The following is an 18,247-nucleotide window of genomic DNA, read 5'->3' on the forward strand; positions in this document are numbered from 1 at the left end:
GCTTTTTGGGGGTAGTTGTGTACACGCGAGTGCACACGCCGCGGCGCATCGGGGATCCCTGCAGTGCGGGAGTAGCGTTCTTCGCGGCTTTGGGGGTGCGCCCCTTGCGCACCAGCTGCTGAATAGTAGGCACTATGCAATCTCCATTGTTGTTCAGGTCGTATGGCCGTTGCCGGCCGGGCAAGTCTCTGCGCCGGTGAAGCTCCGCCACTGCTTCAGGCTCCTAGCTTTTGCGGTTTGCAGCGAGAGTCAAAAACCAGTGGTTCTTTTCTCACTACCTCCGCAAGCGGCTGAGCATGAAAATATGTGGCATTTGTTGCGCACCTTCCCCGCAACCCGGACCGAGTCCTACTGCCACACAGAAACAATCAAGATAACGATACCAGCTCGGGGCGTGTCTGGCGAAACAACTGAAATCATGTCTCCGTTCCGAGTTCAGCGAACGTCTCGTGCATCGTGACCGGCTCCATGCCCGGAGCGCGTGATAGGTCGGACTTCTGGTGTGACCTCTTACTCGGGTGACTCAACTTTCGCGGGCCTTGGGATGCTCCTCCTCTGGATGACGGTGCCCTTGGGTCGCCGTGTGGCCAGAGTGATTGGCGGGACCGCCCTCAGGGTACTCAGAGGCCCGGTCAACAGGATCCTCGGCAGGCTCGGGAGGTGATTGTGCTGCGCGGCGGCGATGTGACACTCTTCGCCTGATGAGCACAGTGGCGATGCCACCCGGCACTGCGAGGACAGCCAGCCAGGGAAGCGCCGCACCTGTCACCACTAACACTGCGTTGACGAACTCGACTAGTGCGTTCCAACCTGTCTGGAGACCGCCTACAAATCCATCAGCCTGCACTTCTGTGACAGGTTCTGTACTCAGCGTCACGTGGAGTGTTGAGAGTGCCACCTGGTCTCCCAGCGCGTTGCGTTGAGCCTGCAGTGACTCCAGTTCAGCCTGTCGCTCACTGAGGGTGGTCTCGACCTGGAGGAGTTCCTCCGCGGTGTCTGCCTCGCTCATAATCTCAAGGAGTCGTTCCACTGATGTTTCTAGCGCCTGGATCCTAGCATCGAGACCGCGTACTGTACCCGTCACATCACGTGCGGATTCGGACAGTTCAGTGACATCTCCAAAGTTGGCGAGGTTATCTATGACTTCATTGAGCTCCTCCGCCGGCACTCGGACGGTGAGATGGGCATAGGTGGGTCTACCGTCGTCGTCAGTACTTTCCTCCCGTGCTTCGACGTGACCACCGACTCCGGCGACCTGGTCAAGGACGGACTGCGATGCTTCACGGGTGTCGTCGACCTCCACAACAGCAGCTGCAGTCGTGACCACCTGGCGATCTGTGTCAGATTCCCCACCGTCGGGTGCCCGGCTGTCTTCTTGTGACGTCTCACCCTGAGCGTCCTCTGCGGCATCGTCAGCCTCAATGACTTCCGCGGCGGCGCCATCTTCGATCTGGGCACTCTCGGTGGCCCCATTCTCTGCGGAACCGCAGGATGAGAGGGTGAACAGCGCGAGTACAAGCGCTGGAGCCCACTCTAATTCCCTACGCATGCTGCGGACCTTACGGATCGGGATCACACGGGGTCAATGCCTGCTGAGAATCGTGACCACACCGTGACGGCAGCAGGGATGTCCGGCCGGCGCGCTAGGTTGGTGGGATGTTCCCTCCCAGACTGAGCCTGCGCAGACCCACGGATCTGGACCCGATCACCTGTGAAGAGTTCGTGGACGCGGCCTCTGCAGAAGGGCGCCTGCTCACTTCGGCTACGTGCGAGGAACTGCGCCTGCGAGATGCGAGCCTGGTGGAATGCGCTGTGGAGGATCTGTTCGTCAGCGATTTGGATCTGACAGGGTTCAGAGGCGCCGAGCTCTCAGATGTGCTCCTTGAGCGGTGTCAGATCGGCGAGCTGGACCTGACCGGCGCCGCGGCCAGTCGTGTCCAGTTCAGGGACTGCTCACTTGAGACTCTGGTTCTGTCTGCGGCACGGCTGACAGACGTCGACCTCAGGGGTGCTGCTTTTCGCCGTGTGACCGGACTTGAGCATCTGCGCGGGGCCACAGTCTCGTCCGAACAGCTTGAGGCTCTAGCCTCTCACCTGGCCGACCACCTCGGGATTCACGTGGATGACCCCCGTGCACACGACTGAGGGCCTGGGAGCTTTACGCTCCCAGGCCCTCAGCTCTGCGGTGCTGCCGCTATCCGGCTATTACCGGAAGTCGACGTCTGTGTTGTAGTCCTCCAGCGGAATCGCGTGGAACTCATTGTCACCATCTGCACCGGCGTAGTCGAAGCTCGAACCGTAGAGGCTCGGTCCGGTGAAGAGGTTCGCCTTGGCGTCCTCTGTGGGCTCGACCTGGGTCTGCGTATACCGGTCCAGACCGGTACCTGCCGGGATGAGCTTACCGATGATCACGTTCTCCTTCAGACCCAGCAACGGATCTGACTTGCCTTCCATGGCCGCCTGGGTCAGCACCCGGGTAGTCTCCTGGAAGGAAGCGGCCGACAGCCACGAATCAGTAGCCAGCGAGGCCTTGGTGATACCCATGAGCTCGTCACGTCCGGAGGCTGGACGCTTGTTCTGCTCGAAGGCTGCCTTATTGGCATTCTGGAACCGGAAACGGTCTGCCAACTCACCCGGGAGCAAGGTCGTCTCCCCGGATTCGATGACGGTGATTCGGCGCAGCATCTGCCTGACAATGACCTCGACGTGCTTGTCGTGGATTCCGACGCCCTGGGACTGGTAGACCTCTTGGACCTCTGCCACCAGGAACTTCTGGGCGGCCCGTGGACCAAGCACGCGGAGCACCTGTTTGGCGTCCACATGGCCGCGGACCAACTGGGTGCCGACTTCCACGTGGGCGGTACCGGAGTTGTCCTCTCCGAGGTCAATAAGCAGCCTAGCCCGGCGCAGGATCGGGTATACCTGCTCCTCAGTGCCATCATCCGGAGTGAGGACCAGGCGAGCCTGCTTCTCATCCTCTTCGAAGTGCACGCGTCCGGAAGACTCCGCGATCGGAGCCACACCCTTCGGAGTGCGGGCTTCAAAGAGCTCCTGGATACGGGGAAGACCCTGGGTGATGTCGTCAGCCGATGCCACACCACCGGAGTGGAAGGTACGCATGGTGAGCTGGGTACCGGGTTCACCGATGGACTGAGCGGCGATGATTCCGACAGCCTCGCCGACATCGACGCGGTGTCCTGCGGCCATGGAACGGCCGTAGCACGCTGCACAGGTACCGACTGGTGACTCACAGGTGAGCACGGAGCGGACCTTGATGGTCTTCACTCCCGCATCGAACAGCTTCTCGATGAGCACGTCACCCACCTCGACACCAGCCTCAGCGAGCACTTCACCATTGGCATCTGCGACTGCCTCAGCCAACGTCCGTGAGTAGGAGGAGGTCTCGACCATCTTGTGAAGTTCGAACTCGCCTCCATCTTCGATCTCCTCAGTCACGTACTGGCGACCGGACTTAACGAGTACGCCGTCTGCGCGCAGGTCGTCGTCGTGAGCGTAGTACTTCGGCTGAGCGATCGGGACGGTGAGCCCGCGGGTGGTGCCACAGTCTTCATCGCGCACGATGACGTCCTGGGACACATCCACGAGTCGGCGAGTCAGATACCCAGAGTTCGCAGTCTTCAATGCGGTGTCCGCGAGACCCTTTCGGGCGCCGTGCGTCGCAATGAAGTACTCGAGCACCGTCAAGCCTTCACGGTAGGAGGACTTGATGGGCCTAGGGATGATGTCACCCTTGGGGTTTGTCACCAGGCCACGAATACCAGCGATCTGACGAATCTGGTTCCAGTTGCCTCGTGCGCCCGAGGTCACCGTACGGTTGACGTTGTTGAGGGAGTCCATTCCCTCCATCATCGCCTTCTCGATCTCAGAGGTGGCCTTGCCCCAGATTTCCTGCAGCTCCTGGGTCCGGTTCTCCTTACCGATGAAGCCGAGACCGAACTCTTCCTCGACCTTGGCAACCTGGGCCTCGTACTTATCCATGATGGCGGCTTTGTCGAAGTTGGACGTGATGTCCGAAATCGCAACAGTGACACCGGAGCGGGTCGACCAGTAGAAGCCGGCATCTTTGAGGTTGTCCAAGGTCTGGGCGACCTCAACGGTGGTGTACCGCTCCGAGATGTCGTTGATGAGCGTACCCAGCGACTTCTTGTCTGCCACCTGGTCCTGCCAGGGGTAGTTCAGCGGCAGCAGCTCGTTGAACAGCACTTTGCCCAAGGTGGTTTCGATCAGCGCAGGCTGACCGTCTTCCCAGCCTTCTGGCGCGGGTGTCTGCTTCGAGGGCACAAAACCGTCTACACGGATTCGCGCCGGGGCGTTGAGGTGCAGCTGCTGGAGATCGAATGCCATCTGCGCCTCACCGAGTGAGGAGAAGACCCGGCCAGCGCCCACCTCGTCCTCGCGGACAGTTGTGAGGTGGTGCAGACCGATAATCATGTCCTGTGCTGGCAACGCAACGGGGCGTCCGTCAGAGGGCTTGAGGATGTTGTTCGAAGAGAGCATCAGGATGCGCGCTTCGGCTTGCGCCTCGGGGCCCAGCGGCAGGTGAACGGCCATCTGGTCACCGTCGAAGTCGGCGTTGAATGCAGCACACACCAGCGGGTGGAGCTGAAGGGCCTTGCCCTCCACGAGCTGCGGCTCAAACGCCTGGATTCCCAGACGGTGCAGAGTTGGTGCGCGGTTCAGCAGCACTGGGTGTTCGGTGATGACCTCCTCCAGGACATCCCACACCGCAGAGCGCTGACGTTCAACCATCCGCTTGGCGGACTTGATGTTCTGTGCGTGGTTGAGGTCGACCAGTCGCTTCATGACGAAAGGCTTGAACAGCTCCAGCGCCATCTGCTTGGGCAGACCGCATTCGTGGAGCCGCAGCTGCGGGCCGACCACGATGACCGAACGACCGGAGTAGTCGACGCGTTTGCCCAGCAGGTTCTGACGGAAACGTCCCTGCTTACCTTTGAGCATGTCGGACAACGACTTCAATGGGCGGTTGCCCGGTCCGGTGACCGGACGGCCACGACGACCGTTGTCGAACAGGGAGTCAACGGACTCCTGCAGCATGCGCTTTTCGTTGTTAATGATGATCTCTGGTGCACCCAGGTCCAACAGCCGCTTGAGGCGGTTGTTGCGGTTGATCACTCGGCGGTAGAGGTCGTTGAGGTCGCTGGTGGCGAACCGTCCACCGTCCAGCTGAACCATGGGCCGGATCTCCGGCGGGATCACAGGGACGGCCTCGACGACCATGCCTGTGGGGGAGTTTCCATTGACCAGGAACGCGTTGAGGACCTTGAGGCGCTTGAGGGCACGAGTCTTGCGCTGACCTTTACCTGTGGCGATGGTCTCGCGCAGCGACTCGGCTTCTGCTTCCATGTCAAACGACTTCAGTCGCTTCTGGATGGATTCAGCTCCCATGAAGCCCTCGAAGTACTGTCCGTACTTTGCCCGCATTTCGCGGAAGAGTGTCTCGTCACCCTCGAGGTGTCCGACCTTGATGTTCTTGAAACGGTCCCAGACGTTTTGAATCTGTTCGATTTCAGCATCGGAGCGCTTGCGCAGCTGCGCCATCTGCTTCTCTTTGGTCTCGCGGAATTTCTTCTTCTCCGCAGCCTTTGCGCCCTCGGACTCGAGTTCCGCGAGGCCGTCTTCGAGCTCCTTGGCGATGGCGGCGATATCCGCGTCACGCTGAGAGGTCAGATGGTTGATTTCCTGATCGACCTCAGCCTGAAGATTAGGCAGATCCTCGTGGCGGCGTTCGTCGTCGACCGAGGTAATCATGTAGGCAGCGAAGTAGATGACCTTCTCGAGGTCCTTAGGTGCCAGGTCAAGGAGGTAGCCCAGACGTGAGGGAACACCCTTGAAGTACCAGATGTGGGTCACCGGAGCAGCCAGCTCAACGTGGCCCATCCGCTCACGGCGGACTTTGGAACGGGTGACCTCGACCCCGCAGCGCTCACATGTGATGCCTTTGAACCGAACACGCTTGTACTTGCCGCAGTAGCATTCCCAGTCGCGGGAAGGTCCGAAGATCTTCTCGCAGAACAGGCCGTCCTTTTCAGGCTTCAGCGTGCGGTAATTGATGGTTTCTGGCTTCTTCACCTCGCCGTGGGACCAGCGAAGGATGTCGTCGGTGGTGGCCAGCCCGATGCGCATGGTGTCGAATGAGGATTCAGTGGACATAGTCCGGTATCTCTCTTTTCTGTCTGTAAAGATTCGTCAAGCGTTTGAGTCGAGTGAAGTCGTTCAGACTTCTTCGACTGAGCTGGGCTCTGCCCTGGAGAGGTCGATGCCGAGTTCTTCTGCGGCGGAGAAGCCGGAGTCCTCAGCATCAGCGTCGCGCATCTGGAAGGCGTGGCCGTGCTCGTTGAGCACTTCCACGTTCAGGCAGAGCGACTGCATCTCCTTGATGAGCACCTTGAAGGATTCCGGAACACCAGGCTCTGGAATGTCTTCGCCCTTGACGATGGCCTCGTACACCTTGACGCGGCCGTGGATGTCATCAGACTTGATGGTCAGCAGTTCTTGGAGGGTGTAGGCGGAGCCGTAGGCTTCCAGTGCCCACACCTCCATCTCACCGAAGCGCTGGCCGCCGAACTGTGCCTTACCACCCAGCGGCTGCTGGGTAATCATGGAGTACGGTCCGGTGGAGCGGGCGTGGATCTTGTCGTCCACGAGGTGGTGGAGCTTCAGTATGTACATGTAGCCCACCGCGACCGAGTCGGGGAAAGGTTCGCCTGAGCGGCCGTCGAACAGCTTGGCTTTGCCGTCAGGTCCGACCAACTGCTCTCCATCGCGGGAGGGGTTGGTTGACGCCAGAATGCCTGTGAGCTCTTCCGGATCGGCACCGTCGAACACGGGCGTAGCGACCTTACAGGGACCTGTCTCCTTGGGGAGGTTCGGCAGGGAGTTGAGCCACTCGGGGTCACCGGCGATCTTCCACCCATTGGCTGCTGCCCAACCCAGGTGCAGTTCCATGACCTGGCCGATGTTCATACGTCCGGGCACACCCATGGGGTTGAGCACGACGTCGACCGCGGTCCCGTCTGGCAGGAAAGGCATGTCTTCGACTGGGAGGATCCTGGAGATGACGCCCTTGTTGCCGTGGCGGCCAGCGAGCTTGTCACCGTCAGTGATCTTGCGTTTCTGGGCCACATAGACCCGGACTACCTGGTTCACACCAGGGGGCAGCTCGTGGTCGTCATCGCCGTCATCGAGAATGCGGACGCCGATGACCGTGCCGGATTCACCGTGCGGAACCTTGAGCGAGGTATCGCGCACTTCGCGGGACTTCTCCCCGAAGATGGCGCGCAGGAGGCGCTCTTCAGGTGTCAGTTCCGTCTCGCCCTTGGGTGTGACACGACCAACCAGGATGTCTCCGGAGTCGACCTCTGCCCCTACGTGGATGATGCCGCGCTCGTCGAGCTGAGCCAGCATTTCCTCGGAGACGTTGGGAATGTCCCGGGTGATCTCCTCGGCACCGAGTTTGGTGTCCCGCGCGTCGACCTCATGCTCTTCGATGTGGATGGAAGTGAGGACATCATCCTGCACCAACCGCTGGGAGAGGATGATGGCGTCCTCGAAGTTGTAACCCTCCCATGACATGAAGGCAACCAACAGGTTCTTGCCCAGAGCCAGCTCGCCGTGCTCAGTGGACGGACCATCGGCGATGATCGACTGGTATTCGACCCGGTCGCCCTCGGTGACGCGCACTCGCTGGTTGTATGCGTTGCCTTGGTTGGAGCGCTGGAACTTCATGATCGGGTAATTGGTGTAGCTGCCGTCGTCGTTCTGAACGATGACGAGATCAGCTGCGACCTTGGTGACGACACCGGCCTTCATGGCCGTGACAGAGTCTCCCGCGTCGATTGCGGCGTACTTCTCCATACCGGTTCCGACCAGTGGGGACTCTGACTCCAATAGCGGCACCGCTTGGCGCTGCATGTTCGCGCCCATAAGCGCGCGGTTGGCGTCATCGTGCTCAAGGAACGGAATAAGAGCTGTAGCTACGGAGACCATCTGGCGTGGGGAGACGTCCATGAAGTGGATGCCTTCTGGCTCCACCAGGATTGGCTCGCCCTGCTCGCCGGAGGAAACGTTGCCGCGGCAGAGGACAGTCGCCTCTGAGAAGCTACCGTCCTCCTCCAGTGGTGCGTTTGCCTGGGCAATATTGGCCACGAGCTCATCATCGGCGGTGAGGTACTCGATCTGGTCGGTGACCTTGCCGTCAACCACCTTGCGGTAGGGAGTCTCAATGAAGCCGAAATTGTTGATCCGGCCGTACGTTGCCAATGAGCCGATCAGGCCGATGTTCGGGCCTTCCGGAGTCTCAATGGGGCACATACGTCCGTAGTGGGAGGGGTGGACGTCACGGACTTCCATACCTGCGCGGTCACGGGACAGACCACCTGGACCCAGTGCGGACAGGCGCCGCTTATGGGTCAAGCCAGCCAGTGGGTTGTTCTGATCCATGAACTGCGAGAGCTGGGAGGTGCCGAAGAACTCCTTGATGGAGGCGACGACGGGCCGGATGTTGATCAGCGTCTGCGGAGTGATCGCCTCAACGTCCTGGGTGGTCATGCGCTCACGAACCACACGCTCCATACGAGACAGCCCAGTCCGCACCTGGTTCTCGATGAGCTCACCGACCGCGCGGATGCGGCGGTTGCCGAAGTGGTCAATGTCATCCACGGTGACTGGAATCTCGATCTCAGCACCATCGCGCACACCCTTTGTGGTCCGCTGACCAGCGTGCAGAGCACACAGGTAGTGGATCATCGCAGTGATGTCATCTTCGGTGAGGACACTGGCGTCAGAATCTGAGAAGTCTTTGTCCACGCCCAGCTTGCGGTTGAGCTTGTAACGGCCCACCTTGGCCAGGTCGTAGCGCTTGGGTGTGAAGTACAGGCCTTCCAACAGTCCACGCGCAGCTTCAACAGTGGGCGGCTCGCCCGGGCGCAGTTTGCGGTAGATGTCCAGCAGCGCCTCGTCCTGAGTCTCGAAGGTGTCCTTCTCGATGGTGGCGCGGATGGAGTCGTATCCACCGAATTCCTCGAGAATCCGGGATTCGGTCCAACCGATGGCTTTCAGCAGAGCGGTGACCGGCTGTTTGCGCTTGCGGTCCAGACGTACACCGACCTGGTCACGCTTGTCGATTTCCAACTCGAACCATGCGCCGCGGGACGGGATGACCTTCGCGGTGAAGATCTCCTTGTCGGTGGTCTTGTCCTGGGAGGACTCGAAGTAGGCACCGGGGGAACGCACCAGCTGCGAGACGACGACGCGCTCGGTACCGTTGATGATGAACGTACCGCGGTTGGTCATCAGCGGGAAGTCGCCCATAAAGACGGTCTGCTGCTTGATTTCACCGGTGTTGTGGTTCATGAACTCGGCTTTGACGTACAGCGGTGCCGAGTAGGTGGTGTCGTGGTCTTTGCACTCCTCCACGGTGAACTTCGGATCAGCGAACTCCGGATCGGAGAAGCTCAGGGACATGGTCCCCTGGAAGTCTTCGATGGGTGACATCTCTTCGAAGATGTCGGAGAGACCAGAAGTGTCTGAGACACCCTTGATGCCCTTCTCCTTGGCCTCAGCCACGCGGGCAGCCCAGGCTTCATTGCCCACCAGGCGGTCGAAAGACTCGATCTGCAGAGCGAGCAGCTCTGGGACATCGAGGGGCTCGTGGATCTTTGCGAATGAGAGACGGCCGGCGTACTCGGGAGTGCGGGCCGATGCAGCGGTATTTGGTGAGGTGCTCGAGGCGACCAAGAGGGATCCTTCCACAGACCTTTTACGTTTTGCGTACCGGATCGCTTCCACAGGTGTCTTGGAGGTTGCGCTGCTTCTGGAGCAGCTTCAACCCCAATTGCGCCTACCGCTATATGAAGGCACGAAGATGTGAGGGGAAACGCGAAGTTTCAGGATACACAGAAAGGCCGGGCGCACGCAAGTGCACGCCTCATACCCCCAGATTGGAGGTGACGGCGTCCACATTAGCACCTCAGTGACGACCCTGGAACCTCCCCTGCATCCGCGTGTCTGCCAGCGGCCCCCTGCTTCATTGGAGAACACCGGTGAGGTCGAGTTCCTCCGCGAAGTGGCAGGCCGCTTGTCTTCCCTCACCCAGATCGCGCAGAAGCGGCGTTTCGGCCGCACATACCTCACGAGCGAAACGGCATCGGTTCCGAAACGGACAGCCTGACGGCTTCTCCGTCGGGTCGGGCAGCTCCCCGGAGACCTCAATACGTTGCCGGCCCCGTTGCCTCGATGGGTCAGGAATCGGCACTGCGGAGAGCAGCGTCTCCGTATATGGGTGTCTGGGCCTTCCGAATAGTTCTGCGGTGGGCGCGATCTCGACCATCCTGCCGAGGTACATCACCGCCACTCGGTCGGCGAGGTGCTCCACTGTCGACATATCGTGGGAAATGAAGAGGTAGCTCAATTGGCGCTGTTCCTGCAGGTCGGACATGAGGTCGAGGATCTGCGCACGCACGGAGACATCCAGGGCGGAGACTGCCTCATCGGCCACCAGGACAGCAGGATCGGTAGCAATGGCCCGTGCGATGCCTATGCGCTGACGCTGGCCTCCGGAGAAGGCATGAGGGTAGCGGTCCAGATGAGCGGCCTCCAGTCCCACTAACTGCAGCAACGCCACCAGGTTGTCGCGGCTGTGCGCCCCCTCCTGTCGCAGTGGTTCGGCGAGAATATCCCGCACGGTCATCCGTGGATTAAGCGATCCGAACGGATCCTGAAAGACCATGCGCAACTGGCGGCGGTACGCACGCAGCGAGGATTCTGGCGCGGTGGCGACGTTGACGGCGTCGTGCTCGGCGGGCACTTGCTGCGGACCGGCCAATCGGTGGGTGATGCTGCCGGAGGTGGGCTTCTCTACACGAAGCAGGCACTTGGCGAGTGTAGATTTGCCGCAGCCTGACTCCCCCACCAGTCCGAGCGTCTCACCGCGGTAGATGTCGAAGTCGACCCCATCAACTGCGCTCAGATAGTTCCGCTTCTGACCCATCACCCCCGACTTCAGCGTGAAGGTGCGAGTCAGGCCACGCACGGAGACCAGCGGAGTCTTGGCGGCGGGGCGCTCCCCCAGCTTCGATTGGGCCGTAGGAGCCGATTCTGGCCCGGCAACGCGCAGCTTTGGCGTGGCGGCAAGCAGTGTCCGAGTATAGGCATGATCCGGGTCGGCAAAGAGATCGAAGACAGGCTTAGTCTCGACGACTTCACCGCGGCGCATCACCGACACCTCGTCAGCAACATCAGCGACCACGCCGAGATCGTGGGTGATGAACAGGACAGTCATGCCCCGTTCAGTCTGAAGATGACGCAGCAGGTCAAGGATTTGGGCCTGAGTGGTCACATCCAGTGCAGTAGTAGGTTCATCAGCGATCAACAGGCGCGGCTGGCCGGCGAGCGCGATGGCGATCATCACTCGCTGCCGCATCCCTCCAGAGAGTTCGAACGGGTAGGCATTGGCGCGCAATTCCGGACGCGGGATACGCACTTCGCGCAAGGCGTTTACGGCAGCATTCCAAGCCTGCTTCTTAGTCAGCCCCCTGCCACCGATGGAGCGGTGCAAGCGCATGGCCTCGGCGATCTGGAAACCTACCGTGTGCATGGGTGAGAGACTTCTTGCCGGCTCTTGGAAGATCATGCCGATCTCCCCGCCACGAACATGCCTCATTCGCCTGCCGCGTGGTTTGAGCTTCGCGAGATCCAACACTTGGCCATCGGACTGGGTAAAGCGGATCTGCCCAGAGGTAATTCGGCCTGGGGGATCGAGAAGTCCAAGGGCCGCACGTGCTGTCTGGGACTTCCCGGACCCGGATTCGCCCACCAAACAGTGCACCTGGTTGGCCTTGATGGTGAGGTGGGCGCCGGCCACGGCGGTGACAAGCTCATCGTCGCTGGGAAACTCTACGGTGAGGTCCTCGATCTCCAACAGGGGTGGGTATGAGTTACCGGCTAGTGCATCAGCTTCGGCAGTCTGCGGCGTCGTCGTCTCTGTCATTTCACAGCACCTCCGTAGGGGTCGGCCGCATCGCGCAGGCCATCGCCGAGGAAGTTCAGCGCAAGAGTGGAAATCACGACGGCGGCGGATGGCACGATAAGCAGCCAGGGAGCCGTGATCACCGAGCGGATGTTCTGTGATTCCTGCAGCAGCACTCCCCAGGAAACCAGTGGTGGCTGCAGCCCCAATCCCAGGAAGCTCAGAGCTGTCTCAGCGAGGATCATCGCCGGCACGGCGAGCGTGACTGAAGCGATGATATGGCTGGTGAGGCTTGGCAGAATATGGCGCCGGACCACCCGAAAACGACTGGCTCCGTCGAGCCGAGCCGCGACCACATAGTCCTCACTGCGGAGGGTGAGAACTCGCGCGCGCACTTCGCGGGACAATGAGGTCCAACCGATGAGGGACAGCAGAACTGTAATTGCGAAGTAAATGGTCAGCGGTCCCCAATCCCGAGGGAGGGCGGCTGCAAGGGCCATCCACAGCGGCAGTGTGGGAATCGACATGAAGACCTCGGTGATGCGTTGGATCACCATATCGATGGGCCCACGGAAGAAACCGGCAAGTGCCCCGAGGGTGATGCCGATGAGGAGGCTGAGGGTGACGCCGATCAGCCCGATGGACATTGAGATCTGGGCGCCGTAGACAACCCGAGAGAAGATATCGCGCCCGTTGGCGTCAGAACCCATGACAAAGAACGGCGCATCGGCGTCGGCTGGCGCGAACAGCTTCCGATCTGTCTCCAACAGACCAAGCAGGCGATAGTCGTGTCCGGATTCGACGAAGAACTCCACTTTGTGCAGCTCATCAGGGTTCTCTGTGTAGTAGCGGTTCCAGGAGACCTCATCGAATTCCTGTATGTAACCGTGCACGTAGAGGCCGAACCCGCGGCCGTCACCGGGATCGGTCATAGTGATCGACTGGGGTGGCGCGTAGGGGTAGTCGGCGTTGTAGTCTCCGGCAGGGCGTGGGGCGATCACATCTGCGAAGGCGGCAATGAGGTAGACCCCGATGACAATCCACAGTGACACTACCGCGAGTTTGTGCCGCCTGAACCGGCGCCAAATCAGAACCCCTGAAGACCGGGTGCCGGCCCGATCATTGGCAGTCTTCTGTCCGGTGGTCACTGGGCGGCTCCTGAATGTTGGCGGCGGACTCTGGGATCGGCCCATGCGAGCACAAGGTCGGATATGACAGTCCCGATGACGGTCAGGACCCCGAGGATGAGCAGAAAACTGCCGGCCAGGTACATATCTTGGTTGCGCAGCGCTCCGAGCAGCACCGGCCCGGTTGTCGGTAGTGAAAGTACTGACGAGACAATGACTTCCCCCGAGATAACCGATGGGATCGCGTATCCCACAGTGGAGATGAACGGGTTCATAGCTGCACGGACCGGATAGCGCATCAGCAACACGTTTTCGCGTTGGCCGCGGGCGCGGGCGGCGACGACGTATGGCTGGGTAAGCTCATCTGAGAGATTCGCGCGCGTGATTCTTATCAGCCCAGCGGTCCCTGCTGTGGCGATGATCAGTGCCGGCACAATGAGATTCTTGGTCAGGTCTCCGACCCGAGCCAGCGACCAGTCCGCTTCCACGAAATCTGGACTGAACAGCCCGCCCACGCTCATTCCGAAATAGCGGAACGCGATGTACATGAACACCAGGGCGAGGACGAAGTTCGGCACCGACAGACCGATGAATCCCAGAAACGTAAAGAAGTAGTCGCCTGAGGAGTACCGCTTGACTGCGGTGTAGATACCAATGGCGAAGGCAATCACCCAGGTCAGAAGCAAAGCTCCACCGGCGAGCAAGAGGGTGAAGGGCAGATGTTCGGCGATGACCTCGACAGCGGGCCTGTTATATCGAAACGAATAGCCGAAGTCCCCCTGGGTCAAGATCCCGCTGACCCATGCCCAGTACTGGGCATACCAGGGCTGATCCAGGGCGTAGCGTTCGCGCAGCACCTCGACCTGTTGAGCGTTGAGCCGGCGCCCCTCTGCCTCCATGTTTGCCATCAGCACGGAGACGAAGTCCCCCGGAGGAGCCTGGATGATGAAGAAGCACACAAGGGAGATCAGCCAGATGGTCAGCAGGGACCACCCCATGCGGCGGATCATGTATGTCAGCATCGTTAACTCAGGTCCTCCGGGGATTCAGTATGGTTTCGACCGTTCGGGGGACCCCGCTCGGATGGGCAATCGGCTCAGCGCCGATTAGGAGATGCGGGCGCCCTTCATGAGTCCTCGGGAAGGTCTTCCCCCTCGTAGTCCTCCACGTACTGCTGGGCATCGTCCTCGTCATCGGCAATGCGCTCCTCAGGGTCTTCCCACCACCACACTGCGGGGTAAGCGGGGCCCGGGTTCTGATAGGCGCTGGCTTCGTAGAGCTCGTGTGGCGCGTTGCGCAGCCCATTGGCGACCACCCCGGCACGGTTCGGGCTTGTGGAAAGACCGATGGTCCAGAAGGCCTCGGCAGAAACGTCGAGTAGCGCCTCCATCAGCTCGGCCTGTTCATTCTGGTCCGCGGTCACCAAGATCCTGTCGTACAGCTCCCATTGATCCCAGGCCAGAGAGTCTTCTGGCGGCGCCTCACCGGCTTCCTCACCGTCCAGATAGTAGGAACCCCAAGACCAGGCGTAGGCACCGGAATCTCCGTGTGGCATGTACCAGTGCGGTCGTAGGATCGCGTCCTGCAGGCCTGCTGAACCGTCGCGGACATAGACATCGAACTCTCCGGCGTCGCGTCGCTCGTTGCGCAGGTCGCGGTCCATAGTGTTGATTTCCATGGTGATCCCGACCTGCTCCCAGTAGCCCTGGGCCAGTTCCAGGGCCCGTGCGTGCTCCACAGAACGGTCGGTGGCGACATCGACGGCGAAGCTGAATGGCTGGCCATCCGGGCCGAGGCGGTTTCCGGAGTTGTTCGTCTCTGGGAGCACTCGATCGAGGTGTTCATTGGCCAGCTCGGTATCGAACTCAATGTACTGATTTGCGAGCTTCTCGTGCCGGAAGGGAGATCCTTCGCGCGGCGCTGCCTGTGAGGGTTCGCCCTGACCGAAGTAGATCAACTCAATCATTTCCTCGCGGTCGAGTGCGTGACTCAGACCTGCTTTGAAGTTCACATCTGTAAAGACCTCGCGCATGACCTCATCGGGGTGGATGTGGTTGAAGTTGAACAACAGTGTGTTCATATCGGTGCTGGTGACATCGACCAAGCTGAAGTCGTACTCTTCCATTGACTCCGCCAGAAGCGGGCGGAAATCGTGATCGAAGTGGCGGTCCTGGTAGGAGATATTGCCGGCTGCCGCTCGGAAGGCGATCACCTCCGCAGAGTCGTAGACATCGAAGACCAGCCGATCGATGTAGGGAAGCTGGTTGCCCTCCTCATCGACTTTCCAGTAATAGGGATTGCGGACCGCAGTCACTCGAGTGCCTTCATAGGCCGGGGTCTCAATGATGTAGGCATTGATCTGCGGCAGCTCAGGGTTCATCCATCGAGAGTCGAAGCCGGTGCCGAGGGTGACCCACCCCTTTGAGGTGAACATGTCTGCCCAATCTTCGTATTCGTCTTCTTCGGCGAGATCATCTGCTGAGTCGTTGTAGTCGGTGTGGAACTGCTCCAGGTAGTGGCGTGGGAATCGGTGAAACTTGCCATCCTCCTCGGCGCGGGCAAGCTGCATGAGGAACAGTCCATGGGGCTCCTCGAAATCAAGCTCCACGGTGTAATCGTCAATCGCGGTGACCTCAGGCCAGTTACCCCCGGGATCCATCAGGTACTCCACGGGCCCGGGTGTGAGCGTTTCGTTCATCAATACGTCCTCGTAGCCGAAGACGATGTCATCAGCAGTGAAAGGCTCCCCATCGGACCAGCGGATGCCTTCTTCGAGGTGAAAAGTGAAAGTGCTGGCGTCCTCGCTGATCTCCCAATCTCGGGCGACACCGGGGGTGATGTCGCTGGACCAGTCGCCGTCCCAGCGAACCATCGGTTCATAGGCAGCGTAGCGCCGGATGAGCGAGTCGTCGTCGTTGCCATTCATGGCCATCTGCATTTCACCGCCGTACTGACCGACTCCGTCTGCGCCGAGAATCGTCACTGCAGCTTCAGGCAAGCGATCTTCCAACGGAAGTATCTCTCCAGCTTCCTCGAGATCTTCGAGGTCAGGGGCCTGCCCCGACGGCGCGGTGCGGTCCTCGGAAAGAACGGGAGCGCCGGTCTCCATGCCTGTGTCGACCAGCCTCTGGGATTGGTCAGGGCCAGCGGCTTCCGGTGGTCCTGGTTCGCCGCTTCCGCAGCTGGTGAGGGCAAGGGCGCCCAGCGCCAGCCCTGCGGTGGTGCGTGCTATGTGTCGCATAGGTTGTGCCTCTCAAGTGGGGCCTGTGGGTAATTGATGGGGCGGGGCGAGTCCTCATCTGGACCGTTCCAGGCAAGACGCTATGGATGTGCGGTGATCGACGGGTGAACTCACGGAAGCGAGAGGGGGAAACTTCGCCCCGAATTGACTGGAACGGTCCACTGCCCGGTGTCTTCTCGACTCTGCTGCTGCCTCAGCTCAGCAGTGCGGGGATCAGACCGGGATCGTCAACGACGTCGGTGACCCACCCCCGAGCCAAAGCTGAGTCGATTTCCGCGTCAGTGCCCGACCCGCCGCGGGTGATGATTCTGCGTGTGATGCCTGCACCTTGGGCTCCGAATGCATCGTTGAAGGGCTTGTCTCCCACCATGACTGCATGTTCCGGCGCCACCCCTGCCATCCGCAGAGCGAAGTCGAAGATGTCTCGGTGCGGCTTCTTCCGACCGAATTCATCGGAGCAGACCCACCCAGTAACGAGGTGGTCGAACCCATAGCTGCGCACTATCCCACGCACCCCGGCGCCGCAGATCGTATTCGACACGATGATCACCGGTCGACGATGAGCGCGGCAATCTTCCAGGAACCGGCGGATGCCGGGACGTTCGGCTTTTGTGGACTTGGACCGGTAGAGAGCCAGCTGCAGCTGTGTCGCCTCTGCAAGCAGCGCCTGGCGTTGGCGCTTGCTGATGAGTTCGCCAGTGAACTCCCCCCAATACTGACGGGCAGTAATTTCCCGATAGTCGAGGCCACTACCCCAGGCGTCGTCGTCATGCTCAGCCTTGTACTGCTTGTAGTTCTCATGCGCTGTTCGAATGATCGCCAGCCCCGCACCCGGCTCGATGCCACAACCGGCCCGCTCCAGCACGGTTTCGACTGCAGCGGCTCCTTCCGCGAATTGATATTGGGGCTTCCCCGTATGTGAGATGACCCCACCGTGATCGAGCAGAATGGCCTGGTTCTTCATGACTGCAGGTTGAGCTGCTGCAGGTTGGTAGCTCCGCTGAGCAAGCGCTGGCGTGGTCCCACCGTCCGGGGCCGCCACCGCATCCTGCAGAATTCTCAGCAGAGCTGCGGGGTCTTCGACGGTGGCGTCGGCCACGTCGTGGATGAGAAAGGGGGGCTCAGCGGTGTGCTGGGAACGGGTAAGCACTACAGCGCCGATCCCGGCACGGCGACCGGCGACCACGTCACGGTCAAGCGTGTCGCCGACATACCAACAGTCGGAAGCTTCGACCCCCAGCGCCTCGACAGCACGGGTCAGCATACTTGGATGGGGTTTGCGGATTCCTGCCTCATCGGAGTAGATCTGCACACCGAACGCTCCGTTGAGACCGAGCTCGGACAGGATGCGTCGGTGGCTTCTTCCGGAGTGCGCGTTGGAGACGATCCCTAGGGCAATGCCCTGTTCCTGGGCATAGTGGATGAGCTCTCTGGCTCCGGCGCGGATAGTGTGGTCGGTCAGCGCTGTGGACATCTGATCCAGCAGTTCTGCGCCGTCTCCTGTCAGCAGTGCCCGTGCTGGGTCAGGAAGGTCACCAAAGTAGAACTCACCAAGAATCTCTTCCACCGTCAGCTCCCGCGGCTGACGACGACGCGAAGAGGCATGCTTCCAGTGCTTCAGGGCAGCTGCGCCCGCCTCCAGACATGCTTCGAGCCGTGCGGCCGTCAGCTCGACTCCGCCTGCCGAGAGCCGGTTCTGCAGAATCTTCGCGAACTGCGCTCGGCCCTCGACCCGTTTAGACGTGGTGATGATGACCCCACCGAAATCCAGCAGCAGCGCTCCAGGGATTCTGCGCAGGGCAGGGGCCGTGCCGCGCACTGGGACTGCTGGGTCGGCGTGCATACGGTGAGTCATTGTTCTCCTCGAGACTG

9 protein-coding genes and 1 pseudogene are annotated in these 18,247 nt (G+C 60.7%); 1 reads left to right on the plus strand and 9 read right to left on the minus strand.

What is annotated here, in order from left to right:
- Window positions 1-133, minus strand: a pseudogene (locus FH975_RS16690) (30S ribosomal protein S12); the annotation flags it as partial.
- A 390-nt stretch (window positions 134-523) separates the two neighbouring features.
- Complete coding sequence (locus FH975_RS14130; protein ID WP_162321882.1) at window positions 524-1,549, minus strand: DUF4349 domain-containing protein; 1,026 nt, start codon at window positions 1,547-1,549, stop codon at window positions 524-526.
- A 107-nt stretch (window positions 1,550-1,656) separates the two neighbouring features.
- On the opposite strand from FH975_RS14130, the gene FH975_RS14135 reads away from it, so the two are divergent.
- A complete protein-coding gene (locus tag FH975_RS14135; protein ID WP_162321883.1) occupies window positions 1,657-2,145 on the plus strand; it encodes a pentapeptide repeat-containing protein in 489 nt (162 codons plus the stop codon).
- Between the two features lie 60 nt (window positions 2,146-2,205).
- On the opposite strand, the gene rpoC is transcribed toward FH975_RS14135, so the two are convergent.
- The 7 genes from rpoC to FH975_RS14170 all read right to left on the minus strand — a co-directional run bounded on the left by rpoC (window position 2,206) and on the right by FH975_RS14170 (window position 18,230).
- Window positions 2,206-6,192 carry a DNA-directed RNA polymerase subunit beta' gene (gene rpoC, locus FH975_RS14140; RefSeq protein WP_153078011.1) on the minus strand — a complete coding sequence of 1,329 codons (3,987 nt, stop codon included), beginning with the start codon at window positions 6,190-6,192 and terminating at the stop codon, window positions 2,206-2,208.
- Window positions 6,193-6,255: 63 nt separating this feature from the next.
- The gene (gene rpoB / locus FH975_RS14145; RefSeq protein WP_153078010.1) at window positions 6,256-9,777 is read right to left on the minus strand and encodes a DNA-directed RNA polymerase subunit beta; all 3,522 of its coding nucleotides are present in this window, start codon (window positions 9,775-9,777) and stop codon (window positions 6,256-6,258) included.
- Between the two features lie 289 nt (window positions 9,778-10,066).
- Window positions 10,067-12,028: an ABC transporter ATP-binding protein gene (locus FH975_RS14150; RefSeq protein WP_162321884.1), complete on the minus strand. Its 1,962-nt coding sequence runs from the start codon at window positions 12,026-12,028 to the stop codon at window positions 10,067-10,069.
- A complete protein-coding gene (locus FH975_RS14155) occupies window positions 12,025-13,155 on the minus strand; it encodes an ABC transporter permease (RefSeq protein WP_202923274.1) in 1,131 nt (376 codons plus the stop codon). The genes FH975_RS14150 and FH975_RS14155 overlap by 4 nt, the downstream gene beginning before the upstream one ends.
- On the minus strand, window positions 13,152-14,156 hold the full coding sequence (locus FH975_RS14160) for an ABC transporter permease (protein ID WP_162321886.1): 1,005 nt from the start codon (window positions 14,154-14,156) through the stop codon (window positions 13,152-13,154). The genes FH975_RS14155 and FH975_RS14160 overlap by 4 nt, the downstream gene beginning before the upstream one ends.
- Window positions 14,157-14,260: 104 nt before the next feature.
- The gene (locus FH975_RS14165; RefSeq protein WP_162321887.1) at window positions 14,261-16,375 is read right to left on the minus strand and encodes an ABC transporter substrate-binding protein; all 2,115 of its coding nucleotides are present in this window, start codon (window positions 16,373-16,375) and stop codon (window positions 14,261-14,263) included.
- A gap of 193 nt (window positions 16,376-16,568) precedes the next feature.
- Window positions 16,569-18,230 (minus strand): HAD family hydrolase, encoded by a 1,662-nt coding sequence (locus FH975_RS14170; protein ID WP_162321888.1) that lies wholly within the window; start codon window positions 18,228-18,230, stop codon window positions 16,569-16,571.
- Window positions 18,231-18,247: the final 17 nt, after the last annotated feature.

It is taken from the genome of Nesterenkonia haasae, assembly GCF_010119385.1.
GTDB lineage: Bacteria > Actinomycetota > Actinomycetes > Actinomycetales > Micrococcaceae > Nesterenkonia > Nesterenkonia haasae.